The following is a 24298-nucleotide window of genomic DNA, read 5'->3' on the forward strand; positions in this document are numbered from 1 at the left end:
GGATACGGGACGTCACGGGTGCAGTCTTCCGGTTGACGGTCCGAAAACCCAAACGGAATGTAACGGCGGGCGACGGGGATGGCCAACGCAGGGGTCCCGGCGGGCGGCCGGGGGCCGGAATCTGGCCAGTGGTACGGCCTTAAACGGAACCGCTGGATCTGTCTGCCGGGCGCCCGTCCCGGGGCGTCGGGTCGGGAGGGTTCCGGAAGCGGCGGAGGCCTGGACCGGAGTCGTCGGGGCCCCTGCCGAGCGTCTGCCCGGCGGTGGCGTCACATCAGTGGTGTCAGGAACCGGCGGAGTGTCTCTTCGTAGCCCGCGGGGTCGGCGTTCCACATGGCTCCGTGCGGAGCGTGCGCGACGGTGTGGAGGGCGATCAGGTCGGGGCGGGCGGCGGCGAGTCGGCGCGAGAGGGTCCAGGGGGCGATCGTGTCGCCGGGGCCGTGGACGATCAGGGTCGGCACCTTGAGGAGGTCCGGGTCGGCGCCCTCGGCGGCGGCGTCGGCGTGCAGTCCGGTGCGGCCCTGGGCGGCGCGGACGGCGAGCGGCATCAGGGCGCCGGGGGTGCGGCGGGCGGCGGCGAGGGCGCGCAGGGTGGTCTGCCAGCTGAGGACCGGGGAGTCCAGGATCAGCCCGGAGACACGTTCACGGACCCCGGAGTGTGCGGCGGCGCGCAGCGCCATGGTGGCGCCGGTGGACCAGCCGTACAGGACGACCCTCTTGGCGCCGTGGCGGACGGCGTAGCGGATGGCCGCGTCCAGGTCGCGCCACTCGGTCTCGCCGAGGTGGCCCAGGCCGTCCGGCGGGCGGGGCGCGCCGAGGTCGCCGCGGTAGGCGAGGGCGAGCACCGGGAAGCGGCGGTCGGTGAGGAACTCCATGATGTTCAGGGCGAGTTCGCGGGAGGTGCCGAGGCCGTGCACGGCGATGACCCATGTGCTCCGTACGCCGGGGACGAACCAGGCGGGCAGGGTGCCGAGTTCGCCCGGGATCTCGACGTCGTCGTGGTCGAGGCCCAGGGCGGAGCCGGGGTCGCCGATGTGGGTGTTCGGGGTGAGCCACACCTTGTCGCCGGGGCTCAGGGTGCCGTGGGTGACGCGTTCCAGGCGGCGTACGACGGTGTCGGCGGAGTGGGACGCGGTGCCGAGGACGGGGCCGACGACCGCGTGGGCGGTGTCGCCGGAGAGGCCGTAGGTGCCGGGGCGCAGGGCGGCCAGGTCCCGGGTGAGCGCGACCTGGCCGGCGGCCGTGGCGTGCACGGTGAGCCGGGGTTCGCCCGGCAGGGGACGGTCCGGGGGCGCCTTCAGCGCGGCGTCGCTGGCGAGTCGTCCGGCGGCGACGCTCGCGGCGCCGGCGGCCAGGGCCATGGTGACGGCAGCGGCCGTCGCTTTGACAGTGCGCACCCGTCCAGTGTCCTGGCGGACCCGGTCACGGGCCAGTGGGAGGACGTTTCGGAGTGATGCGGGACGCCCTCGTCACCTGTGCTGCCCGTACCCCCGTAGCCGCTCCCCCGCCTCGGCCACCTGTTCCTCGGACAGCAGCGTCGGGGCCAGGCCGGGCACGGAGGACGCCGTCAGCCACAGGCGGCACATCCACTCCAGCTGGGCGGTGCGGTCGTAGGCCTGGTCCAGGGTGGCGCCGTAGGTGATCGTGCCGTGGTTCCTCAGCAGGCAGCCGGTGCGGTCGGCGAGGGCGTGGAGCATGTTCTCGGCCAACTCCTGGGTGCCGTACGTCGCATACGGGGCAACCCGGACGGCGCCGCCGAGGGCGCCGGACATGTAGTGGATCGCCGGGAGCTCCGGGACGAGGGTCGAGACGGCCGTCGCGTGGACGGCGTGGGTGTGGACGACGGCGCCGGCGTCGGTGCTGCGGTAGACCGCGAGGTGCATGGGGAGTTCGCTCGTCGGGACGAGCCGGCCGAGGACCCGGCGGCCGTCGAGGTCGACGCCGGTGACGTCGTCCGGCGTCAGCCGGTCGTAGGGCACACCCGAGGGCGTGACCAGCACCGTGTCGCCGAAGCGTACGGAGACGTTGCCGGAGGTGCCGACGACGAGTCCGTCGGAGACGGTGCGGCGGGCGGTCGCGACCAGTTCCTCCCAGGCGGCCGCCTCCTCGGTGCGCACACTCCGCCCCCGCGGCTCCCCCACATCCTGTGCGTCCCCTCCGGCACCCCGTCCGTCCCGCTGGTCGCGTCCCTGCTCAGCCATGCCGCGATCCTGTCAGGTGCGGCCGCCGGACGCGGCCGGGCGGAGGCACTCTAGGGCGGAGGCCAGGCGTCCGGAAGGTCGCAAAAGCGGACACTTCCCCCACTGTCGGGGCTTGGCCGTAGATCGACGAGCATGCGCGGATCTTCCAGTAATCTCTGCCTGTTTTGTCGTGCACGTCGCCATTCCGGGGGGAAATATGGCCCGCGATCGCACACCTTCCCGCCACTGCCACCGTCACCGCGGCCGCGTCCTCGCGGCGTCCGTGGCAGCGCTGACCCTCGCGGGGACCGCGCTGGCCGAGTTTCCGGCTTCGGCGGCCGGTAAACCCAAGGGGCACGACGTCTCTTCGCACCAGAAGAACGTCGACTGGCAGAAGGCGAAGTCCAAGGGGGCGAAGTTCGTCTACGTCAAGGCGACCGAGTCCCACACCTACCGCAACCCGTACTTCAGCCAGCAGTACGACGGCTCCCGCAACGTGGGCCTGATCCGCGGGGCGTACCACTTCGCACTGCCGAACAAGTCGTCGGGCAGGACCCAGGCGGCGTACTTCGTACGCAACGGCGGCGCCTGGAGCGCGGACGGCTGGACGCTGCCGCCGGCGCTCGACATCGAGTACAACCCGTACGACAGCAAGCACAAGTGCTACGGCCTGAAGAAGGCCAAGATGGTCAGCTGGATCAAGTCCTTCAGCGACGAGGTGAAGCGGCTGACCGGGCGCCGCCCGGTGATCTACACGACCGCCCACTGGTGGAACACCTGCACCGGCGGCAGCGGCGCCTTCGCCTCCGACCACGCACTGTGGGTGGCCCGCTACAACGCGGCGGACGCCGGGGCGCTGCCGGCCGGATGGGGCTACTGGACCATCTGGCAGCACGACAACAGCGGCGATCTGCCGGGTGATCAGAATCTCTTCAACGGCTCCCTGGCACAGCTGAAGAAGTTCACCCGGGGCTCGTAGCCGTACGGCGGTTGGGCCGCGCCGGCGGATCGGAGGGGAAACCCTCGGTTCCGGACACCGTGCGGCCTGCCCCAGTTCACCTTCCGTTCACCCTGGTTACCTACGTTCGACCAGCCAATGACGCTCGAACGATTGCCTGGGTAAATGGAAAACTTCTCGCTGATCCTCGCGATTGTGGTGGTAACCGCACTTGCGTTCGATTTCACGAACGGTTTTCACGACACCGCCAACGCGATGGCCACGACCATCTCGACCGGTGCACTCAAGCCCAAGGTCGCGGTGGCCATGTCCGCCGTGCTGAACCTTGTGGGCGCCTTTCTCTCCGTGGAGGTCGCCAACACGATCTCCAAGGGTCTCGTCGACGAGAGCGGCATACGTCCTGAGGTCATCTTCGCCGCCCTGGTGGGCGCGATCCTCTGGAATCTGCTGACCTGGCTGGTAGGACTCCCCTCCAGTTCCTCGCACGCCCTCATGGGCGGTCTGATCGGCGCCACCATCGCCTCGGCCGGCGCGGGCGCCGTCCACGGCGACGTCCTCGTCACCAAGGTCCTCATCCCGGCGATCGCGGCCCCGCTGGTCGCGGGCATCGCCGCGCTGCTCGCCACGCGGCTGATGTACTCGCTCGGCAAGAAGTCCGAGGGCAGCAAGTCCTCCGAGAAGGGCTACCGCGCGGGCCAGATCGCCTCGGCCGGCCTCGTCTCCCTCGCCCACGGCACGAACGACGCGCAGAAGACGATGGGCATCATCACCCTGGCCCTGGTCGCCGGCGGTGCCGTCGCCCCCGACTCCGACCCGCCCACCTGGGTCATCCTCTCCGCGGGTCTCGCCATCGCGCTCGGCACCTACCTCGGCGGCTGGCGCATCATCCGCACGATGGGCAAGGGCCTGACCGACCTCCAGCCGCAGCAGGGCTTCGCCGCCCAGACCAGCGCGGCCACGGTCATCCTGGCCTCCTCGCACCTCGGCTTCTCCCTCTCCACCACGCACTCGGTCTCGGGCGCGGTGATGGGCGCGGGCCTCGGCCGCAAGGGCGGCGTGGTGCGCTGGTCCACGGCGACGCGGATGTTCGTGGCGTGGGGCCTGACGCTGCCGGCGGCGGCCCTGGTGGGCGCGCTCGCGGAGACCGTGTGCGACTTCGGCGACTGGGGCACGGCTCTGGTCGCGGTCTTCCTCGTCGGCTCCAGCGCGGCGATCTGGAAGATCTCGCGCCGTGAGGTCATCGACCACACGAACGTCAACGACAACGACGAGGAGCCGGCCGGCGTGGTCACCACGGCGATCGCCGCGGTCACCCCGCCCCCGGCGGGCACGGTGACCGACGACCTCACGGCCACGATCCCGGCCCCTGCCCCGGCCACCTCGACGGAGCCGGCCGCGCCGCCGGCCGCCGCCGTCTGAGCCGCCCGCACCCAGGAACGAAGGAATCACCCGCATGGAAATCGACTGGGCAGCACTGGGCTCCGTCTTCGGCGTCAGCCTCGTGGTCACCGTGGCCCTCGTGGCCCTGTTCACCCTCGGCATCATGGGCCTCACCCGCCAGGAGCGCGCCACCGCACAGGGCGGCTCCGCGACTCTCGCGGTCACCGGCGCGTACACCTGCTTCGCGGCGTGCGCGGCGGCGGTGTCGTACGGGATCTATCTGATCGTCGCCTGACGCGACGAGCGAACACCCTGTGGGGTGCGGGACGTTTCACCGTCCCGCACCCCACGTTTTTGTTACGCCTGTAACCACCCGTATGTGGGCCTCAGCACACTCTCCCGTCCCAGGTCAACGGCAAGTTGACGGCCCTTCCGGGCCCATGGTGGACTGCCGGGGCCATGTACGACGGTAGGAGAGGAAGCCGGTGGAAGTCCGGCGCGGTCCCGCCACTGTCACCGGGGTAGGTAGCCCCGGGAGCCAGGAACTCTCGTCGTCGGTCTCGTCGAACCAGGGCGTGGACACCCTGAGTGAGGACATATCGCCATGCTCGCCTGCCGTTTGAGACACCGCACCAGGTCGCTGCCCGACGCCACGGCCGGCTGAGCCGATGCGTGCCGATCGCGTCTTCGCGTACGGCGCCGCCGCCGGACTTCTCGGGGACCTGCTGCTCGGTGATCCACGCCGGGGGCATCCGGTCGCCGTGTTCGGGCGGGCCGCGGATGCCGTGGAGCGGGTGTTGTGGCGGGACCACCGGGGGTGGGGGGCCCTGCACACCGCGGTGTGCGCCGGGGGCGCCGTCGTGCTCGGTGCCGTGGCGCAGAGAGCCGTACGTCCGTCCGCAGCCGCCTCCGTCGCGCTGACCGGTGTCGCCACCTGGGCCGTCGTGGGCGGCACGTCGCTCGCGCGCGAGGCACGGACCATCGGGCGGGCCCTGGAAGTCGGGGACGTCGCGGGGGCGCGGGAGCGGCTGCCCCGGCTGTGCGGGCGGGATCCGCAGTCCCTCGACGCCGACGGGATCGCCCGGGCCGTGGTCGAGTCCGTCGCCGAGAACACCTCCGACGCCGTCGTGGGTGCCCTGGTGTGGGGGGCCGTCGGCGGGGTGCCGGGGCTGCTCGGGTTCCGGGCCGTCAACACGCTCGACGCCATGGTCGGGCACAAGTCACCGCGTCATCGGCGCTACGGCTGGGCTTCGGCACGGCTCGACGACGTGGCCGGGTGGCCGGGGGCCCGGCTGACCGCCGTACTGGCCGCTGTCGCCGGAAGCGATCCGCGGGGGGCCGTACGGGCCTGGCGCGCGGACGCCGGCAAACACCCGAGCCCCAACGCCGGGCCCGTGGAGGCCTCGTTCGCGGGTGCGCTGGACGTACGGCTCGGGGGGACCTTGTCGTACGCGGGGCGCGTCGAGCACCGGCCCGTGCTGAATCAGGAGGGGCGTTCCGTGGAGGTCCACGACATCGAGCGGGCCGTACGGCTGTCCCGTCGCGTCGGGCTGCTCGCGCTCGGCGTGAGTGTCGCCGCGCGGGTCGCTCTCAAGGGGCGAGCGTCATGAGCGGCGGCGGTGGGCTTCTCGTCGCCGGTACCACCTCCGACGCGGGCAAGAGCGTCGTCACCGCCGGGATCTGCCGGTGGCTGGTGCGGCAGGGGGTCAAGGTCGCGCCCTTCAAGGCGCAGAACATGTCCCTCAATTCGTTCGTGACGCGGGAGGGCGCGGAGATCGGGCGGGCCCAGGCCATGCAGGCCCAGGCCTGCCGGGTCGAGCCGACCGCGCTCATGAATCCCGTGCTGCTCAAGCCCGGTGGCGAGCAGAGCAGTCAGGTCGTGCTGCTCGGGAAGCCCGTGGGGGAGCTGAGCGCACGCGGGTATCACGGGGGGCGGCAGCAGAAGTTGCTCGGGACCGTGCTGGACTGTCTCGCCGAACTGCGGGGCACGTATGACGCGGTGATCTGTGAGGGGGCCGGCAGTCCCGCCGAGATCAATCTGCGGCGGACCGACATCGTCAACATGGGCATCGCCAGGAACGCCGGGCTCCCGGTCCTCGTCGTCGGCGACATCGACCGCGGTGGCGTCTTCGCCTCCTTCTTCGGGACCGTCGCGCTGCTCAGCCCCGAGGACCAGGCGCTCGTCGCCGGGTTCCTCGTGAACAAGTTCCGGGGGGATGTCAGCCTCCTGGAGCCCGGGCTCGACATGCTCCACGGCCTCACCGGGCGGCACACCTACGGCGTGCTGCCCTTCCGGCACGGCCTCGGCATCGACGAGGAGGACGGGCTGCGGGTCTCCCTGCGGGGGACCGTCCGGGAGTCGAACACCGCCCCGCCCGTCGGCGAGGACGTGCTGCGGGTCGCCGTCTGCGCGATTCCGCTCATGTCCAACTTCACCGACGTCGACGCCCTCGCCGCCGAACCGGGCGTGGTCGTGCGGTTCGTGGACCGGCCGGAGGAGCTGGCCGACGCCGACCTCGTGGTGATCCCGGGGACCCGGGGAACCGTCCGGGCGCTGGAGTGGCTGCGGGAGCGGGGGCTGGCGGAAGCCCTGAAGCGCAGGGTCGCCGAGGAGCGGCCCGTCCTCGGTATCTGCGGTGGCTTCCAGGTGCTCGGTGAGCACATCGAGGACGAGGTCGAGAGCCGCCGGGGTCACGTCGAGGGGCTCGGCGTGCTGCCCGTGCGGGTGCGGTTCGCCCGCGAGAAGACCCTCACCCGACCGGAGGGCGAGGCCCTCGGCGAGCACGTCGCCGGGTACGAGATCCATCACGGGGTCGCCTCCCTGGACGGCGGCGAGCCCTTCCTCGACGGCTGCCGGGTCGGCCAGACCTGGGGCACCCACTGGCACGGCTCGCTGGAGTCGGACGGGTTCCGGCGGGCGTTCCTGCGCGAGGTGGCGGCCGCCGCGGGCCGCCGTTTCGTGCCGGCCCCCGACACGTCGTTCGCCGCGCTGCGCGAGGAGCAGCTCGACCGGCTCGGCGACCTCATCGAACAGCACGCGGACACGGACGCGCTGTGGCGGCTCATCGAGTCCGGCGCGCCGCAAGGACTGCCTTTCATTCCACCGGGAGCGCCTGCATGAGCACTGTGTTGTTGTTGTCGACCGCCGACACGGACCTGTTGGCGGCCCGGGCGGCCTCCGACGCCTCGTACCGGATCGGCAACCCGACCCGCGTGGACGTCGCGGAGGAACTGCCCGCGCTCGTCGAGGGCTCGGACATCGCCGTCGTACGACTGCTCGGTGGCAAGCGTGCCTGGGAGGACGGGCTGGCCGCGCTGAAGGCCGCCGGTATCCCGACCGTGCTGCTCGGCGGCGAGTCCGTTCCCGACGCCGAGCTGATGGCCGAGTCGTCCGTCCCCGCCGGTGTGGTGGCGGAGGCGCTGAAGTACCTCGTCGAGGGCGGGCCCGCCAACCTCACCGAGCTGGCCCGGTTCCTGTCCGACACCGTGCTGCTGACCGGTGAGGGCTTCGTCGAGCCGCAGAAGATGCCGGAGTACGGCGTCCATGGCTCGTACGCCTTCGTGGAGGGCCGTCCGACCATCGGCGTCCTCTTCTACCGGGCGCATGAACTCAGCGGCAACACCGCCTTCGTGGACACCCTCTGCGACGCCGTCGAGGCACGCGGCGCCAACGCCCTTCCCGTGTACTGCGGTTCGCTGCGCGGTGCCGACGCGGAGTTCTACGAACTGCTGGCCAAGGCCGACGCGCTCGTCGCCACCGTCCTCGCGGCCGGCGGCACCCACGCCTCGCAGGCCTCGGCCGGCGGGGACGAGGAGGCCTGGGACATCGGGGCGCTGGCCGACCTGGACGTGCCGGTGCTGCAAGGACTCTGCCTCACGTCGTCCAGGGCCGCCTGGGACGAGTCCGACGCCGCCCTGTCCCCCATGGACGCGGCGATGCAGGTCGCGATCCCCGAGTTCGACGGACGGCTGATCACAGTTCCCTTCTCCTTCAAGGAGCAGGGCCCGGACGATGTCCCGGTCTATGTCGCCGACCCCGAGCGGGCCGCGCGCGTCGCCGGGATCGCCGTACGGCACGCCCGGTTGAAGCACAAGCCGAACGCCGAGAAGAAGCTCGCGCTCGTCTTCACCGCGTACCCGACCAAGCACTCGCGCGTCGGCAACGCGGTCGGGCTCGACACCCCCGCGTCGGCCGTCCAGGTGCTGGACGCGCTCAAGCGGGCGGGCTACTCGCTCACCGAGTACCCCGACAACGGCGACGAGTTGATCCACCGGCTCATCAACGCCGGTGGCCACGACGTGGAGTGGCTCACCGAGGAGCAGCTGGCCGCCGCGCCCGCGCGCGTGCCGCTCGCCGACTACCGGGCGTGGTTCGACAAGCTCGACCCCCAGCTGCGGAACGGCATGCTGGAGGCGTGGGGCGAGCCGCCGGGCAACCTGTACGTCGACGGCGACGAGATCGTGCTCGCGTCGCTCCAGTTCGGGAACGTCGTCGTGATGATCCAGCCGCCGCGCGGCTTCGGGGAGAACCCGATCGCGATCTACCACGACCCCGACATGCCGCCGTCGCACCACTACATGGCCGCCTACCGGTGGCTGGACAACAGCTTCGGCGCCGACGCGATCGTCCACATGGGCAAGCACGGCACGATGGAGTGGCTGCCCGGCAAGGGCCTCGGTCTCAGCGGGGGTTGCGCGCCGGACGCCGTCCTCGGTGAGCTGCCGCTCGTCTACCCCTTCATCGTCAACGACCCCGGTGAGGGCACCCAGGCCAAGCGCCGCGGGCACGCCACCGTCGTCGACCACCTCGTGCCGCCGATGGCGCGTGCGGACACCTACGGCGACCTGGCGAAGCTGGAGCAGCTCCTCGACGAGTACGCGCTCGTCTCCGACCTGGACCCGACGAAGGCACCGGCCGTACGGGCGCAGATCTGGACGCTGGTGAAGGCCGCCGAGCTCCACCACGACCTGCATGTCGAGGACCAGCCGGACGACGACGCCTTCGACGAGTTCGTCATGCACATCGACGGCTACCTGTGCGAGATCAAGGACGTGCAGATCCGCGACGGGCTGCACATCCTCGGCGGGGGCCCGGTCGACGAGGCGCGGGTCAACCTCGTGCTCGCCGTGCTGCGGGCCTCGCAGGTGTGGGGCGGGCAGGCGAACGCGCTGCCGGGGCTCAGGGCTGCCTTCGCGGCCCATTTCGGGCTCAGCGAGAAGGAGTTGCTGGCCGAGCCGGGCGCGCCGGTGAAGGCGCCGGTGGAGCTGACGGATCTCGTCGAGGGGCCGTCCCGTTCGGCCGCCGACGCGATCGACCTGCTGGAGCAGCTGTGCCGGCGGGTCGCCGAGGGCATGGAGGCGCGGCACTGGGACGCCGCTCTCGCCCCGGCTCTCGTCCGCGGTGTGCTCGGCACCGAACTCCCCGACGCGGTCGCCGTGCTGGAGTTCGCCTGCGACGAGGTCGTACCGCGGCTCGCGAGGACCACCGACGAGATCGACCACATCCTCAAGGCGCTCAACGGCGGTTACGTCCCCGCCGGTCCGTCCGGCTCCCCCACCCGCGGTCTCGTCAACGTGCTCCCGACCGGCCGCAACTTCTACTCGGTCGACCCCAAGGCCATCCCGTCCAGGCTGAGTTGGGAGGTCGGGCAGGCGCTCGCCGACTCGCTGGTGCAGCGCTACCTCCAGGAAACCGGCGAGTACCCGAAGTCCGTCGGCCTGACGGTGTGGGGCACCTCCGCGATGCGCACCCAGGGCGACGACATCGCCGAGATCCTCGCGCTGCTGGGCTGCCGTCCGGTGTGGGACGAGGCCTCGCGCCGGGTGACCGGCTTCGAGATCGTCGGCCTGGCGGAGCTCGGGCGCCCGCGCGTCGACGTCACCGTCCGTATCTCCGGCTTCTTCCGGGACGCGTTCCCGCATGTGGTCGCACTGATCGACGACGCCGTCCGCGAGGTGGCCGAGCTGGACGAGCCCGCCGACCGGAACTTCGTGAAGGCCCACGCCGACGAGGACACCGCCGAGCACGGTGACCGGCGGCGCGCGACGGCCCGCATCTTCGGCTCGAAGCCGGGCGCGTACGGTGCCGGTCTGCTGCCGCTGATCGACGCCCGCAACTGGCGCTCGGACGCGGACCTCGCCGAGGTGTACGCCGTCTGGGGCGGTTACGCCTACGGGCGCGGGCTCGACGGGCGGGCGGCGCGCGGGGACATGGAGGCAGCGTTCAAGCGGATCAACGTCGCCGCGAAGAACGTCGACACCCGTGAGCACGACCTCGTCGACGCCGACGACTACTTCCAGTACCACGGTGGCATGGTCGCCATGGTCCGCCACCTCACGGGCGCCAACCCCGAGGCGTACGTGGGCGATTCGGCCACCCCGGACCAGGTCAGGACGCGGACGCTCGGCGAGGAGACCCACCGGGTCTTCCGCGCCCGCGTGGTCAACCCGCGCTGGATGGCGGCCATGCGGCGGCACGGCTACAAGGGCGCCTTCGAGATGGCGGCGACCGTCGACTACCTCTTCGGCTACGACGCCACGGCGGGCGTGGTCGACGACTGGATGTACGAGAAGCTCAGCGCGGAGTACGTCTTCGACCCGGAGAACCGGGACTTCATGAAGAAGTCCAACCCCTGGGCGCTGCGCGGCATCACCGAGCGCCTCCTGGAGGCCGCCGACCGCGGCCTGTGGGCCGAACCGGACGCGGAGACGTTGGAGCGACTGCGCGCGACCTACCTGGAGCTCGAAGGCGATCTGGAGGGCGACGACCAGTGACCACCCCCTTCCCCTTCACGGCCGTCGTCGGCCAGGACGATCTGCGGCTCGCGCTGCTGCTGAACGCCGTGTCGCCGGCGGTCGGCGGTGTGCTGGTGCGTGGCGAGAAGGGCACGGCCAAGTCCACGGCCGTGCGGGCGCTTTCGGCGCTGCTGCCGGAGGTACCTGTCGTCGCCGGCTGCCGTTTCTCCTGCGATCCCGCCAAGCCGGACCCCGCGTGCCCGGACGGGCCGCACGAGATCGGCAGTGGCACCGAACGCCCGTCCCGCATGGTCGAACTGCCCGTCGGCGCCTCCGAGGACCGGCTGGTCGGCGCCCTCGACATCGAGCGGGCGCTCGCCGAGGGCGTGAAGGCCTTCGAGCCGGGCCTCCTCGCCGACGCGCACCGGGGCATCCTCTACGTCGACGAGGTCAACCTGCTCCACGACCACCTGGTCGACCTGCTCCTGGACGCGGCGGCGATGGGCGCGTCGTACGTCGAGCGGGAAGGCGTCTCCGTACGGCACGCCTCGAAGTTCCTCCTCGTCGGCACCATGAACCCCGAAGAGGGCGAACTGCGGCCGCAGTTGCTCGACCGGTTCGGCCTGACCGTCGAGGTCGCGGCCTCGCGGGAACCGGACCAGCGGGTGGAGGTCGTACGGCGGCGGCTGGCGTACGACGACGATCCGACGTCCTTCGCCGACCGCTGGGCGGACGAGGAGGCTTCCGTACGTCGACGGATCGTCGGCGCGCGGGAGTTGTTGCCGTCGGTGCGGCTCGGGGACGGTGCGCTGCGGCAGATCGCGGCGACCTGCGCCGCGTTCGAGGTGGACGGTATGCGGGCCGACATCGTGATGGCCCGGACGGCCACCGCGCTGGCGGCCTGGGCCGGGCGGACCGAGGTGCTCGCGGAGGACGTACGGCAGGCCGCGCTGCTCGCGTTGCCGCACCGTCGGCGCCGTAACCCCTTTGACGCGCCGGGACTCGACGAGGACAAGCTCGACGAGACGCTGGAGGAGTTCTCCGGCGACGGCGAGAACGACGGTGACGAGGATCCCGACCCGGACGGACCCGGTGGGGGTGGCGGTCAGCCGCCTTCCGAGGGTCCGCCGCAGGGCGACGGGGACTCCGGCGCGCAGCCGGAGGCCGGCGAGGGCGGTGAGCCGCGGCCCGGTGCTGCCGGTGCGGGTGAGCAGTCCGCCGTACGGGCCGCCGAGCCCTTCCGTACCAAGGTGCTCAGCGTGCCCGGGCTCGGGGACGGGGCCGCCGGGCGGCGTTCGCGGGCGCGCACCGAGCACGGTCGGACGACCGGTTCGCGACGGCCCCGGGGGACGTTGACCAAGCTGCACCTGGCCGCGACCGTGCAGGCCGCCGCCCCGCATCAGCGGGCGCGCGGGCGGTCCGGGCCCGGGCTCGTGCTGCGCCGGGACGATCTACGGCAGGCGACGCGGGAGGGGCGTGAGGGGAACCTCGTGCTGTTCGTCGTGGACGCCTCCGGGTCGATGGCGGCCCGGCAGCGGATGAGCGCGGTGAAGGGCGCTGTGCTGTCGCTGCTGCTGGACGCGTATCAGCGGCGGGACAAGGTGGGTCTTGTGACGTTCCGGGGGTCGGCGGCGGATGTGGCGTTGCCTCCGACGTCGTCGGTGGACGCGGCCGCGGCCCGACTGGAGACGCTGCCCACCGGGGGGCGTACTCCGCTGGCCGCCGGGCTGCTCAAGGCCCATGAGGTGCTGCGGGTCGAGCGGTTGCGGGATCCCGCGCGGCGGGCGCTCGTCGTCGTGGTGACGGACGGGCGGGCCACCGGTGGGCCCGAGCCCGTCGCGCTGGCTTCGCGGGCGGCCCGGCTGTTCGCCGCCGAGGGGGTCGCCTCCGTGGTCGTCGACTGTGAGTCGGGGCCGGTGCGGTTGGGGCTCGCGGGGCAGCTCGCCGGTGAACTGGGCGGTACCGCGGTGACATTGGACGAGCTGCGGGCGGACTCCATCGCCGGGCTGGTCAAGGACGTACAGAGGAGGGCCGCGTAATGCCTCAGGGACAGCCGAGTGTGGTGCCGGACGACGGTCTGACCACCCGTCAGCGTCGTAACCGGCCGCTGGTGGTCGTGCACACGGGCATCGGCAAGGGCAAGTCGACCGCCGCGTTCGGGCTCGCGCTGCGCGCCTGGAACCAGGGGTGGCCCATCGGGGTGTTCCAGTTCGTCAAGTCGGCGAAGTGGAAGGTCGGCGAGGAGAACGCGCTGCGGGTGCTCGGCGCCAGTGGTGAGGGCGGGTCCGTCGACTGGCACAAGATGGGTGAGGGCTGGTCGTGGGTGCAGCGCGACCAGCAGATGGACAACGAGGACAAGGCCCGGGAGGGCTGGGAGCAGGTCAAGCGGGACCTGGCCGCCGAGACGTACCGGTTGTACGTGCTCGACGAGTTCGCCTATCCCATGCACTGGGGGTGGGTGGACACCGATGAGGTGATCTCCGTGCTGCGGGACCGGCCTGGGACGCAGCATGTCGTGATCACCGGGCGGAACGCCCCCGACAAGCTCGTCGACTTCGCCGATCTCGTGACCGACATGTCCAAGGTCAAGCACCCCATGGATGCCGGGCAGAAGGGGCAGCGGGGTATCGAGTGGTGAGTTCCTCGTCCGTTTCCGTCCCTCGGCTGGTCATCGCCGCGCCTTCCTCGGGCAGCGGCAAGACCACCGTCGCCACGGGGTTGATGGCCGCGTTCGCCGCGCGGGGGCTTGCCGTGTCTCCGCACAAGGTGGGGCCCGACTACATCGATCCCGGGTATCACGCGCTCGCGAGCGGGCGGGTGGGGCGGAACCTCGACGCGTATCTGTGCGGGCCGGAGCTGGTCGCTCCGCTGTTCCTGCATGGTGCCCGCGGATGTGACATCGCCGTCGTCGAGGGTGTGATGGGGCTGTACGACGGGGCGGCTGGCGAGGGTGAACTCGCGTCCACCGCCCATGTCGCCAAGCTTTTGCGGGCGCCGGTCGTGCTCGTCGTGGACGCGTCCTCGCAGTCCCGGTCGGTGGCGGCTCTTGTGCACGGGTTCGCCTCCTGGGATCCCGAGGTGCGGGTCGGGGGCGTGATCCTCAACAAGGTCGCTTCGGACCGGCATGAGGAGTTGCTGCGGGAGGCGTTGGACTCGGCCGGGGTGCCGGTGCTGGGTGTGCTGCGGCGGGTGGCTCAGGTGGACACGCCTTCGCGGCATCTGGGGCTGGTGCCGGTCGCTGAGCGGCGGGCTGCGGCGGTGGACGCGGTGGCGGCCATGGCCGCGCAGGTTGCCGCCGGGTGTGATCTGGAGGCGTTGGCCGAGCTGGCGCGGGGTGCGGGTGTGTTGTCCTGTGCGGCTTGGGATGCGGCTGAGGTCTTGGCTTCGTCGCCCCCTCCGCCCCTTCCCGTCCCGACCCTGGGGGCTGCGCCCCCAGACCCCCGCTTTCGGCCCGAAGGGCCTCGTCCTCAAACTCCCCCAGAGGGGGGACCCCCAGACGGGCTAGTGGTTGCCGTTGCCGGTGGGTCCGCGTTCACGTTCTCCTACGCCGAGCATGCCGAGCTGCTCACCGCCGCCGGGGCCGTCGTCGTTCCCTTCGACCCCCTCCACGACGATCAACTCCCCAACGGAACCCGCGGGTTGGTCATCGGCGGCGGGTTCCCCGAGGTGTACGCCTCTGAACTGTCCGCCAACGAACCCCTGCGCAAGGCCATCACCGAGCTCGCCCTCAGCGGTGCTCCCGTCGCCGCCGAGTGCGCCGGGCTGCTGTACCTGTGCCGGGAGCTCGACGGGCTGCCCATGTGCGGGGTGCTCGACGCCTCCGCGCGGATGAGCGAGCGGCTCACGCTCGGGTATCGGGATGCCGTGGCCGTGAGTGACAGTGTGCTCGCCGTCGCCGGGACGCGGATGCGCGGGCACGAGTTTCATCGGACCGTCGTCGAGCCGGGCTCGGGGGCGGCTCCCGCCTGGGGTGTGCGCGCCCCTCAACGGCGGGTCGAAGGTTTCGTACAACAAGGGGTGCACGCGAGTTATGTGCACACGCACTGGGCGTCGCAGCCCGGTGTCGCCCGTCGGTTCGTGGAGAGGTGCCGGACGTCATGAGCAGCAAGCTGGTCGGAGTCGGGGTAGGGCCCGGTGATCCGGAGCTGGTGACCGTCAAGGGCGTCAACGCTCTGCGGGCCGCCGATGTCGTCGTCGTGCCGGTGATGGACACTGGGGAGCGGGGACGGGCCGAGGCCACCGTCCTGCACTACGTGGGTCAGGAGAAGGTCGTACGGGTCGTCTTCGCGCTCAACGAGCGGAGCGACCGGGCCCGCCGCGAGGCCGCCTGGGACGCCGCCGGGGGGCGGGTCGCCCAGCTGCTCGCCGAGCACTCCTCCGTCGCCTTCGCCACCATCGGCGACCCCAATGTCTATTCCACCTTCACCTATCTCGCGCAGACCATCGCCGAGCTCGTGCCGGGGACCGTCGTCGAGACCGTGCCCGGTATCACCGCCATGCAGGATCTCGCCGCCCGTTCCGGTGCCGTGCTCACCGAGGGGACCGAGCCGCTGACCCTCGTGCCGGTGACGGCCGGGGCCGCGGCGCTCAAGGAGGCCCTCGCCGGGCCCGGGACCGTGGTGGCGTACAAGTTCGGGCGGCAGGCCCAGGAGGTCGCCGAGGCACTGCGGGAGACCGGGCGGATCGACGACGCCGTATGGGGGTCCGCGCTCGGGCTGCCGGAGGAGTCCGTGCGGCCCGCCGCCGAGCTCGGCGATGCCCCGCTGCCGTATCTCTCCACGCTCATCGCGCCCGCCCCGCGCGGCGGTGGGCGGGGCGGCAAGCTGTGACACCCCCCGGTCCGCCCGTCGGAGGCTCAGTCGGCGATGCCGACCACCAGCCAGATGAACGCCGCGCCCGCGACCGTGCACAGCACGGTCGAGCGGGCGGGGTGTTCGTGGTGCGCCTCGGGGAGGATCTCGGCTGCCGCCAGATAGAGGAGCGCGCCGCCGAAGAAGCCCAGATAGGCGCCGAGCAGCTGCTCCGGGATGGTGAAGAACAGTGTGGACGCGGCTCCCACCACCGGGGCCGCCGCGTCCGCGAACAGCATCGCGAGGGCTTTGCGGCGGGCGTTCCCGTACAGGCTCGTGATCGTGTACGTGTTGAAGCCGTCCGCGAAGTCATGGGCGATCACCGCCAGGGCCACGGCCGTACCCATGCCGCCGCCGACCTGGAAGGCCGCGCCGATCGCCACGCCGTCCATCGCGCTGTGACCGACCATCGCGGCCGCGGCCGTCAGACCCACCTCGGGGACCCGGCCGCCACGCGAAGCCATGTCGACAGCTTCCGAGGCGCCGTGTGCCGCCTGGCGGACCGCCAGCAGACGTTCCACCAGATGGGCCAACAGGAAACCGGCCACGAACAGCAGGAGTGCCACCGGTACGCCGAACACCTCGGTGCCCGCCGCCTCCAGCGCCTCCGGCAGCAGGTCCAGGCCCACCACACCCAGCATCAGGCCGCCGGCCAGGCCGAGGACGAGGTGGCGGCGGTCCGTCACCCGCTGGGCCGTCCAGCCGCCGGCCAACGTCATCAGGAACGCGCCGAGCGCGACGAACACCGCCATGGCCCTTTCGTATCCGATCAACCCCTGTGCGCGCACATCCAGCCGCCCTGCGAATCCCCGTGAATCTTCGTTCGAGAGGACCCGAAACCATGGCCGACGCCCCTGCCGGCAAGGTGACCTTCGTCGGTGCCGGCCCCGGCGCCGCCGACCTGCTGACGTTCCGTGCCGCGCGCGCGATCGCCGAGGCCGACGTCGTGATCTGGGCGGCCAGCCTGGTCCAGGCCGAGGTCCTGGAACACGCCCGCGAGGGTGCGGAGATCCTCGACTCGGCGACCATGTCCCTGGAGGACGTCGTCGCCGTGTACGAGCGGGCCGTCGACGAGGGCCTGCGCGTCGCACGTATCCACTCCGGCGACCCCGCCCTGTGGGGCGGCACCCAGGAGCAGCTCGACCGGTGCGCCCGGATCGGTATCGCCACCGAGGTGATCCCCGGTGTCTCCGCCTTCTCGGCCGTCGCCGCGCTCGCCCAGCGTGAGCTGACCATCCCGGAGGTCGCGCAGTCCGTCGTCCTCACCCGGCTCGGCGGCGGCAAGACGCCGATGCCGCCCGGCGAGGAGGTGCGGGAGTTCGCCAAGCACGGGACCACCATGGCGATCTTCCTGTCGGCGGCCCGTAGCGGTCAGCTCGTGCGGGAGCTGCTGGAGGGCGGCTATCCGACCGCCACTCCTGTCGTCGTCGCCTACCAGGCCACCTGGCCCGAGGAGCTCATCGTGCGGTGCACGATCGAGACGCTGGAGGAGACCGTCAAGGAGCACAAGCTCTGGAAGCACACCCTCTTCCTCGTCGGCCCGGCGCTCGACGCGGAGGGCACCCGCTCGCACCTCTACCACCCCGGCCACTTCCACGGCTATCGCAAGGCCGACCCGGAGGCCCGCCGGGCGTTGCGTCAGCGGGGTGCGAGTACGTGATCACCGTCTTCGGTACGGGGACGGGGGCGCCGGTTCCCGCCGATGTGCTGGCCGGGGCCCGGCTGGTCGTGGGCGGCCGGCGCCATCTGGCGTCCGCGGCCGTGCCCGGGGACGCCGAGCAGGTCGTCCTCGGGCCGCTCGCGCCCGCGCTGGACGTCATCGAACGGCATCTGGACAAGCAGGACCGGGTCGTCGTGCTGGCCTCCGGCGACCCCGGGTTCTTCGGGATCGTACGGGTGCTGGCCGAGCGGTTCGGGGCCGAGCGGCTCGACGTCCGGGCCGGGGTCTCCTCCGTCGCCGGCGCCTTCGCGCGGGCGGGGCTGCCGTGGGAGGACGCCGTGGTGGTCAGCGCACACGGCAGGGACCTGCGTACGGCCGTCAACGTGTGCCGGGCGCGGCCCAAGGTCGCCGTGCTGACCGGGCCGGGGGCCGGGCCCGCGGAGATCGGGGCCGCGCTCAGGGCCGACGAGCGGATCCTCGTCGTGGCGTCCGCGCTCGGGTCGCGGGAGGAGCGCGTCGAGCGGGTCACGCCCGCCGAGGCCGCCGCCCGGGACTGGGGGACGGCGGTGAGCGTGGTGCTGTGCCTGGACGAGGCACGGGCGCTCGGTGCCGTACGGACGGTCGCCGGGGACGCTTCCGGACCTGATCGATGGGCGCTGGACGAGGGCGAGTTCACCCACCGCGACTCGATGATCACCAAGTTCGAGGTGCGGGCGCTGGCGCTGGCCCGGCTCGGGCCGCGGCTGGGTGATCTGGTCTGGGACGTCGGCGCGGGTTCCGGGTCCGTGGCCGTGGAGTGCGCGCGGTTCGGGGCCGCGGTCGTCGCGGTCGAGAAGACCCGGGACGGTGTCGAGCGGATCCGCGCCAACGCGGCGGCGCACGGTGCAGACGTACGGGCCGTGCACGGGTCCGCGCCGACCGTGCTGTCCGATCTCGACGACCCCGACGCCGTGTTCGTCGGCGGCGGGGGGCGCGACCTGCCCGCCATCGTCACCGCGTGCGCCCGACGGGCCCGGCGGACGGTCGTGGTCGCGATGGCGGCGCTCGACCGGGTGCCCGCGGTGCGCGAGGCGCTCACCGGTGCCGGGTTCACCTGTGACGGGGTGCTGCTGCACTCCTCGCGGCTGGCGCCGCTGCCGGGTGAGGTGAGCCGACTGGCGGCCACCAATCCTGTTTTTCTGTTGTGGGGGGTCCGAATCCCCGTCCCTGAAGAAGGAGTTGCTCAGTGATCGGCCTCATTTCCGCCACCTCGGCGGGGGCGGCTGCGCGCGACCGGCTGGCCGCGGCGTGGCCGGAGCGGACGCGGGTGTACGAGGGTCCCGTCGGGGATGCCGTACGGGCCGCGTTCGCGGAGTGCGAGCAGCTCGTGTGTTTCCTCGCCACGGGCGCCGTGGTGCGGCTGGTCGCGCCGCTGCTCGGCGACAAGACCTCGGACCCGGGTGTGGTGTGCGTCGACGAGGGCGGGCGGTTCGCCGTGTCGCTGATCGGCGGGCACGGCGGGGGCGCCAACGAACTCGCCCGTGAGGTCGGGGAGTCGCTGGGTGCGGAGCCCGTGGTGACGACGGCCACGGATGCCGTCGGGCTGCCGGGCCTCGACACGCTCGGCTTCCCGGTGGAGGGCGATGTCGCCGCCGTGTCACGGGCGCTGCTCGACGGTGAACCGGTCGCCCTCCAGGCGGAGTTCGCTTGGCCGCTGCCCGCGCTGAAGGTCACGGAGGGGGACGCCGGGTACTCCGTCCGTCTCACCGACCGGCTCGTGGACGCGGCCGAGCGCGAGGTGGTGCTGCGGCCGCCGTCCCTCGTCGTCGGGGTCGGTGCCTCGAAGGGGGCGCCGGTGGACGAGGTGCTGGGCCTGATCGAGGGGGTGCTGCGGGACGCCGGACTGTCGGCCGCGTCGGTCGCCGAACTGGCCACCGTGGACGCCAAGTCCGAGGAGGCCGGAATCGTCGGGGCGGCGGCACGGCTGGGGGTTGCCCTGGTCACGTACTCCGCCGAGGAGCTCGCGGCCGTCGAGGTGCCCAACCCCTCCGAGGCTCCCCTCGCCGCCGTGGGCACACCGTCGGTCGCGGAGGCCGCCGCGCTCGTGCAGGGCGGCGAACTCCTCGTCCCCAAGCGGAAGTCGGAGCGTGCGGACGGTCTGCCGGCCATGGCGACCTGTGCCGTCGTACGGCGTCCCGCGCGCGGCCGGCTCGCGGTGGTCGGGCTCGGGCCCGGCGCCCGGGACCTCCTCACGCCCCGCGCGAAGGCGGAGTTGCGGCGGGCCTCGGTGCTCGTCGGCCTCGACCAGTACGTCGACCAGATCCGCGATCTGCTGCGGCCCGGCACGCGGGTCCTGGAGTCGGGGCTCGGGGCCGAGGAGGAGCGGGCGCGGACCGCTGTGGCCCAGGCCCGGAAGGGTCAGGCCGTCGCGTTGATCGGCAGCGGGGACGCGGGCGTGTACGCCATGGCATCCCCCGCGCTCGCCGAGGCGTCCGACGACATCGAGGTGATCGGCGTACCGGGGGTGACCGCCGCGCTCGCCGCGGCGGCGATTCTCGGCGCGCCCCTCGGTCACGACCATGTCTCCATCAGCCTCTCCGACCTCCACACACCCTGGGAGGTCATCGAGCGGCGCGTCCGCGCGGCGGCCGGGGCGGACATCGTGGTCACCTTCTACAACCCCCGCTCGCGCGGCCGGGACTGGCAGCTGCCGAAGGCGCTCGCGATCCTCGCCGAGCACCGGGAGCCGACGACGCCGGTCGGTGTCGTACGGAACGCGTCGCGGCCGGACGAGTCCAGTCGTCTCACGACACTGGGCTCCCTGGATCCGGCGACGGTCGACATGATGACGGTGGTGACCGTGGGCAACACGGCGACCCGTGACATCGCGGGACGCATGGTGACACCGCGCGGCTACCGCTGGCAGACGGCAGAGGAGGGCGCCCAGTGATCCGTGAGGTCCATCCGATCGAGGTGGAGTCCTACCGGCGGCTGCGCGCCCGCCTGGACACCTCGCACTTCCCGCCGCTGACCCGGGCGGTGGTCGAGAGGGTCGTCCACTCCGCCGCCGACCTGGAGTACGCGGCCGATCTCGTCATGGACGAGGGCGAGCTGGAGAAGGCCCACGCGGCCCTGCACGGCGGTGCGCCCGTCGTCGTGGACGTGGAGATGGTCGCGGCCGGCATCACCCGGCGCGAGACCGTCTGCCGGCTGCGGGACGCCGTGGCCGCCGACGGGCTGACCCGTTCCGCGCACGCGATCCGGCTCGCCTACGAGCAGGTCGGCCCCGGCGCGCTGTGGGTCATCGGCAACGCGCCCACCGCGCTGGAGGAGCTGCTGACCCTCGGCGCCGCCCCGGCGCTCGTCATCGGTCTGCCCGTCGGTTTCGTCGGCGCGGTCGAGTCCAAGGCCGCGCTGCGCGAGAGCGGGCTGCCCGCCGTGAGCAACGTGTCCGAGAAGGGCGGCTCCGCGGTCGCCTCGGCCGCGCTCAACGCCCTGCTGTACCACCCCGTTCCGTCTTCCGAGGAGAAATCGTGACCACCCCCCAGCCCGCCCTGCTCATCGCCGGCCATGGCACCCGGGACGAGGCCGGAGCCGAGGCGTTCCGCGACTTCGTACGGGAGCTGGGGCGCCGCAATCCCGATCTGCCCGTCGCGGGCGGCTTCATCGAGCTGTCCCCGCCGCCGCTGGGCGAGGCCGTCGCCGAGCTGGTGGAGCGGGGTGTACGACGGTTCGCCGCCGTTCCGCTGATGCTGGTGTCCGCCGGGCACGCCAAGGGGGACATCCCGGCGGCGCTGGCCCGTGAGAAGGAGCGGCACCCCGGGATCTCGTACACCTACGGCCGTCCGCTGGGCCCGCACCCGGCGCTGCTGTCGGTGCTGGAGCGGCGCCTCGACGAGGCGCTCGGCTCCTCCGGGCGGTCCCCCGGTGACCGTTCGGACGTGACCGTGCTGCTCGTCGGGCGCGGCTCGACCGACCCGGACGCCAACGCCGAGGTGTACAAGGCGGCCCGGCTGCTGTGGGAGGGGCGCGGGTACGCGGGCGTGGAGACGGCGTTCGTTTCGCTGGCGGCGCCGGACGTGCCGAGCGGGCTCGACCGGTGCGTGAGGCTGGGCGCGCGGCGCATCGTCGTCCTGCCCTACTTCCTGTTCACCGGCATCCTCCCGGAGCGGGTCCGGCAGCAGACCGAGGGCTGGGCGGCCGCCCACCCGGAGACCGAGGTGCGCTCGGCGGACGTCATCGGGCCGGAGCCGGAGCTGCTCGACCTGGTGATGGAGCGGTACCGGGAGGCCCTTGAGGGCGATCTGCGGATGAACTGCGACTCGTGCGTGTACCGCATCGCGCTGCCGGGCTTCGAGGACAAGGTCGGTCTGCCGCAGCAGCCGCACTTCCACCCCGACGACGACGGCCACCATCACCACGGACACCACCACCATGGCGCCCACTCCCATGCGCACTGACAGACAGGGCACCGGGAGCCACGACCTGCGCCATCACGGCGACGCCGAGGTCCGCGACGACGGGGCCCGGCTCACCGACCTCGCCGTGAACGTCCGCGCGGACACGCCCCCGGCGTGGCTGCGGCAGCGGATCGCCGGGTCGCTGACCGGCCTGGCCGCCTACCCGGACGGCCGCGACGCACGGGCGGCGGTGGCGGCCCGCCATGGCCTCCCGGTGGACCATGTGCTGCTGACGGCGGGCGCGGCGGAGGCGTTCGTGCTGCTCGCGCGGGCTCTGCCGGTCCGTCGGCCGCTGGTCGTGCACCCGCAGTTCACGGAGCCTGAGGCGGCGCTGCGGGACGCGGGCCACACGGTGGACCGGTTGCTGCTGCGCGCGGAGGACGGCTTCCGGCTGGACCCGCGGGCCGTCCCGGCGGACGCGGACCTGGTGGTGATCGGCAACCCGACCAACCCCACGTCCGTCCTGCACCCGGCCGACACCATCGCTCAGCTGGCCCGCCCCGGGCGGACGTTGGTGGTGGACGAGGCGTTCATGGACGCGGTGCCGGGCGAGCGGGAGGCCCTGGCGGGCCGCACGGACGTCCCGGGGCTGGTGGTCCTGCGCAGCCTCACGAAGACCTGGGGTCTGGCGGGTCTGCGTATCGGGTACGTCCTGGCCGCCCCGGAGACCATCGCGGAGCTGGAGCGCGCCCAGCCGCTGTGGCCGGTGTCCACCCCGGCGCTCGCGGCGGCCCAGGCCTGTGTCGAGCCGCAGGCCCTGGCCGAGGCGGCCCACGCCGCCCACCGCATCGCCGCCGACCGCGCCCATCTCGTGGCCGGGCTGCGGGAGTTCGCCCCGGACGGACTGACGGTGGCCGAACCGGCGGAGGGCCCCTTCGTCCTGGTACGGCTGCCTCGTGCGGCCGCCGTCCGCCGGCATCTGCGCGACCTCGGTTTCGCGGTCCGGCGCGGGGACACGTTCCCGGGGCTGGACGAGCAGTGGCTGCGGCTGGCGGTACGGGACCGGCAGACGGTCAACTCGTTCCTCCAGGCGCTGGATCAGGCGATGGTCCTGGCGAAGTACTGATCCGTTTCAGGCGTTTCAGGTGGCAGTCAACAGCCCTGGCACTACAGGGCTGTTGACTGCGCCGGCCGCTCGGTCGGTCAGCTCCTGCCGCGTCGTGCGACCGCGAAGGCTCCGGCGCCGGCGGCCAGCAGGGCGAGGGCGCCGCCCGCGATGTACGGGGTCGTGGAGCTGCCGCCGGTCTCGGCCAACCCCGCCTCGGCGGGGGCGCCTTGGGGCTTCACACCGCCCGCGGGGGTGGTCTCGGCGGCGGGCGCGGGCGGGGCCTCACAGGTGGCCTCCGCCAGCGTGAGGGATCCCTCGACCTCGGCCACGTTGAGCTTCAACGGGTTGATGGAGACGGTGAGTTCGAGGGCGGTGGCGGCTGCCGTGTCGGTGGTGGTCTCGGTCTTGGAGAGGTCGAGTCGGACCTCTCCGACGCCGGGCACCTCGACCTCGGTCGGGCCGCCCGCGGTGAGCGTGACCTTCTTGCCGAGGACGGTGACCGAGCCCAGCACGTTGGCGGTGGCGGTCGGGGTCTTCCCGGCCTCGCAGGTCGCCTTGGAGGTGACCGTGCCGAGCTCGATGAGCGACAGCAGGGGCAGGCCGGGGACATGCAGCTTGGCGTGGGCGAGGGTGGTGGAGGCCTCGGCCCTGGTGTCGGTCACGTCCGCCTTCGCCGACGCCACCTCCGCGTCGAGCACACTGAAGGCCTTTCCGCCGTCGACGCCGTTCAACTGGGCCGTCAGCGCGGTCTTTTCGGCGCTCTGCGGCGCCTGCACTTCGTTCAGGGAGACCGCGAGCGGGACGTTCACGGTCTTGTTGAGCAGGGACACGTCGAGCCCGGTACGCAGGACGACGGCGCTCGCCCGGCCTTCGTCACCGGTCGCGTGCGCGGAGCCGGCGCCGGCCAGGACCGCGGGACCTGCGGCCAGGGCCGTGGCCGTCACGACGGTCGCGAGACGGCGTGCGGGCATGCGGAAGTTCTTGCCGTTCAAGGTGGGGACCCCTCAGAGGAGACTTGCTCGGGACCCGGCAAGAATTACGCACCGGG

Annotated in this window: 20 protein-coding genes and 1 riboswitch; of the genes, 16 read left to right on the plus strand and 4 right to left on the minus strand. The window is 72.5% G+C overall.

Annotation, left to right across the window (positions count from 1 at the left end; genetic code table 11):
* Positions 1-269 precede the first annotated feature (269 nt).
* Together HLK59_RS31175 and HLK59_RS31180 are read right to left on the minus strand one after the other, a co-directional pair.
* Positions 270-1397, minus strand: coding sequence for an alpha/beta fold hydrolase (locus HLK59_RS31175; protein ID WP_171144904.1), 1128 nt, complete (start codon positions 1395-1397; stop codon positions 270-272).
* Between the two features lie 72 nt (positions 1398-1469).
* Complete coding sequence (locus HLK59_RS31180) at positions 1470-2201, minus strand: class II aldolase/adducin family protein (protein WP_171144905.1); 732 nt, start codon at positions 2199-2201, stop codon at positions 1470-1472.
* Positions 2202-2397: 196 nt separating this feature from the next.
* Between HLK59_RS31180 and HLK59_RS31185 the strand changes: the two genes are divergently transcribed.
* The 10 genes from HLK59_RS31185 to cobI all read left to right on the plus strand — a co-directional run bounded on the left by HLK59_RS31185 (position 2398) and on the right by cobI (position 16082).
* Positions 2398-3159 (plus strand): lysozyme, encoded by a 762-nt coding sequence (locus HLK59_RS31185; protein WP_171144906.1) that lies wholly within the window; start codon positions 2398-2400, stop codon positions 3157-3159.
* A 144-nt stretch (positions 3160-3303) separates the two neighbouring features.
* Complete coding sequence (locus tag HLK59_RS31190) at positions 3304-4557, plus strand: inorganic phosphate transporter (RefSeq protein WP_171144907.1); 1254 nt, start codon at positions 3304-3306, stop codon at positions 4555-4557.
* A gap of 34 nt (positions 4558-4591) precedes the next feature.
* Entirely contained in the window at positions 4592-4813 is a 222-nt protein-coding gene (locus HLK59_RS31195) for a hypothetical protein (RefSeq protein ID WP_171144908.1), read from the plus strand.
* A gap of 131 nt (positions 4814-4944) precedes the next feature.
* Positions 4945-5087, plus strand: a riboswitch (cobalamin riboswitch).
* 99 nt (positions 5088-5186) lie between these two features.
* A complete protein-coding gene (locus HLK59_RS31200) occupies positions 5187-6128 on the plus strand; it encodes a cobalamin biosynthesis protein (RefSeq protein WP_171144909.1) in 942 nt (313 codons plus the stop codon).
* Positions 6125-7639 carry a cobyric acid synthase gene (locus tag HLK59_RS31205; protein WP_171144910.1) on the plus strand — a complete coding sequence of 505 codons (1515 nt, stop codon included), beginning with the start codon at positions 6125-6127 and terminating at the stop codon, positions 7637-7639. The genes HLK59_RS31200 and HLK59_RS31205 overlap by 4 nt, the downstream gene beginning before the upstream one ends.
* A complete protein-coding gene (gene cobN, locus HLK59_RS31210; RefSeq protein WP_171144911.1) occupies positions 7636-11292 on the plus strand; it encodes a cobaltochelatase subunit CobN in 3657 nt (1218 codons plus the stop codon). The genes HLK59_RS31205 and cobN overlap by 4 nt, the downstream gene beginning before the upstream one ends.
* Positions 11289-13292 carry a putative cobaltochelatase gene (locus tag HLK59_RS31215; protein ID WP_171144912.1) on the plus strand — a complete coding sequence of 668 codons (2004 nt, stop codon included), beginning with the start codon at positions 11289-11291 and terminating at the stop codon, positions 13290-13292. The genes cobN and HLK59_RS31215 overlap by 4 nt, the downstream gene beginning before the upstream one ends.
* Positions 13292-13891: a cob(I)yrinic acid a,c-diamide adenosyltransferase gene (gene cobO, locus HLK59_RS31220; RefSeq protein WP_171144913.1), complete on the plus strand. Its 600-nt coding sequence runs from the start codon at positions 13292-13294 to the stop codon at positions 13889-13891. The genes HLK59_RS31215 and cobO overlap by 1 nt, the downstream gene beginning before the upstream one ends.
* A complete protein-coding gene (locus HLK59_RS31225; protein WP_171144914.1) occupies positions 13885-15354 on the plus strand; it encodes a cobyrinate a,c-diamide synthase in 1470 nt (489 codons plus the stop codon). The genes cobO and HLK59_RS31225 overlap by 7 nt, the downstream gene beginning before the upstream one ends.
* Positions 15351-16082 (plus strand): precorrin-2 C(20)-methyltransferase, encoded by a 732-nt coding sequence (cobI, locus tag HLK59_RS31230; protein WP_171144915.1) that lies wholly within the window; start codon positions 15351-15353, stop codon positions 16080-16082. Before HLK59_RS31225 ends, cobI begins: the two co-directional genes overlap by 4 nt.
* A 26-nt stretch (positions 16083-16108) precedes the next feature.
* Here the strand turns inward: cobI and HLK59_RS31235 are convergent, their stop codons facing one another.
* Positions 16109-16855 (minus strand): ZIP family metal transporter, encoded by a 747-nt coding sequence (locus tag HLK59_RS31235; RefSeq protein ID WP_171144916.1) that lies wholly within the window; start codon positions 16853-16855, stop codon positions 16109-16111.
* Between the two features lie 89 nt (positions 16856-16944).
* Here HLK59_RS31235 and cobM point away from each other — a divergent pair, with 89 nt between their 5' ends.
* Genes cobM through cobC form a run of 6 tightly spaced genes read left to right on the plus strand, consistent with a single transcriptional unit; the run spans position 16945 to position 23268 of the window.
* Positions 16945-17763: a precorrin-4 C(11)-methyltransferase gene (gene cobM, locus HLK59_RS31240; protein WP_171144917.1), complete on the plus strand. Its 819-nt coding sequence runs from the start codon at positions 16945-16947 to the stop codon at positions 17761-17763.
* Positions 17760-18992 (plus strand): precorrin-6y C5,15-methyltransferase (decarboxylating) subunit CbiE, encoded by a 1233-nt coding sequence (cbiE, locus tag HLK59_RS31245; protein WP_171144918.1) that lies wholly within the window; start codon positions 17760-17762, stop codon positions 18990-18992. The genes cobM and cbiE overlap by 4 nt, the downstream gene beginning before the upstream one ends.
* A complete protein-coding gene (cobJ, locus tag HLK59_RS31250) occupies positions 18989-20692 on the plus strand; it encodes a precorrin-3B C(17)-methyltransferase (protein ID WP_171144919.1) in 1704 nt (567 codons plus the stop codon). Before cbiE ends, cobJ begins: the two co-directional genes overlap by 4 nt.
* Positions 20689-21279: a precorrin-8X methylmutase gene (locus HLK59_RS31255; RefSeq protein ID WP_171144920.1), complete on the plus strand. Its 591-nt coding sequence runs from the start codon at positions 20689-20691 to the stop codon at positions 21277-21279. Before cobJ ends, HLK59_RS31255 begins: the two co-directional genes overlap by 4 nt.
* Complete coding sequence (locus HLK59_RS31260) at positions 21276-22202, plus strand: sirohydrochlorin chelatase (protein ID WP_171144921.1); 927 nt, start codon at positions 21276-21278, stop codon at positions 22200-22202. Before HLK59_RS31255 ends, HLK59_RS31260 begins: the two co-directional genes overlap by 4 nt.
* Positions 22192-23268, plus strand: a complete 1077-nt coding sequence (gene cobC / locus HLK59_RS31265; protein ID WP_206327799.1) for an Rv2231c family pyridoxal phosphate-dependent protein CobC — start codon at positions 22192-22194, stop codon at positions 23266-23268. Before HLK59_RS31260 ends, cobC begins: the two co-directional genes overlap by 11 nt.
* Before the next feature lie 77 nt (positions 23269-23345).
* Here the strand turns inward: cobC and HLK59_RS31270 are convergent, their stop codons facing one another.
* A complete protein-coding gene (locus HLK59_RS31270) occupies positions 23346-24242 on the minus strand; it encodes an SCO1860 family LAETG-anchored protein (RefSeq protein WP_171144923.1) in 897 nt (298 codons plus the stop codon).
* Positions 24243-24298 lie beyond the last annotated feature (56 nt).

Source organism: Streptomyces sp. S3(2020) (assembly GCF_013044505.1).
Classification (GTDB): domain Bacteria; phylum Actinomycetota; class Actinomycetes; order Streptomycetales; family Streptomycetaceae; genus Streptomyces.

What these genes read in the sequence shown, in the direction of transcription:
- HLK59_RS31195 (WP_171144908.1), top strand. Translation starts at nt 4,592, where the DNA reads ATGGAAATCGACTGGGCAGCACTGGGCTCCGTCTTCGGCGTCAGCCTC.
- HLK59_RS31200 (WP_171144909.1), top strand. Translation starts at nt 5,187, where the DNA reads ATGCGTGCCGATCGCGTCTTCGCGTACGGCGCCGCCGCCGGACTTCTC.
- HLK59_RS31235 (WP_171144916.1), bottom strand. Translation starts at nt 16,855, where the DNA reads ATGGCGGTGTTCGTCGCGCTCGGCGCGTTCCTGATGACGTTGGCCGGC.
- cobM (WP_171144917.1), top strand. Translation starts at nt 16,945, where the DNA reads ATGGCCGACGCCCCTGCCGGCAAGGTGACCTTCGTCGGTGCCGGCCCC.
- cobI (WP_171144915.1), top strand. Translation starts at nt 15,351, where the DNA reads ATGAGCAGCAAGCTGGTCGGAGTCGGGGTAGGGCCCGGTGATCCGGAG.
- cobO (WP_171144913.1), top strand. Translation starts at nt 13,292, where the DNA reads ATGCCTCAGGGACAGCCGAGTGTGGTGCCGGACGACGGTCTGACCACC.
- HLK59_RS31205 (WP_171144910.1), top strand. Translation starts at nt 6,125, where the DNA reads ATGAGCGGCGGCGGTGGGCTTCTCGTCGCCGGTACCACCTCCGACGCG.
- cobN (WP_171144911.1), top strand. Translation starts at nt 7,636, where the DNA reads ATGAGCACTGTGTTGTTGTTGTCGACCGCCGACACGGACCTGTTGGCG.
- HLK59_RS31180 (WP_171144905.1), bottom strand. Translation starts at nt 2,201, where the DNA reads ATGGCTGAGCAGGGACGCGACCAGCGGGACGGACGGGGTGCCGGAGGG.
- HLK59_RS31185 (WP_171144906.1), top strand. Translation starts at nt 2,398, where the DNA reads ATGGCCCGCGATCGCACACCTTCCCGCCACTGCCACCGTCACCGCGGC.
- HLK59_RS31190 (WP_171144907.1), top strand. Translation starts at nt 3,304, where the DNA reads ATGGAAAACTTCTCGCTGATCCTCGCGATTGTGGTGGTAACCGCACTT.
- cobC (WP_206327799.1), top strand. Translation starts at nt 22,192, where the DNA reads ATGCGCACTGACAGACAGGGCACCGGGAGCCACGACCTGCGCCATCAC.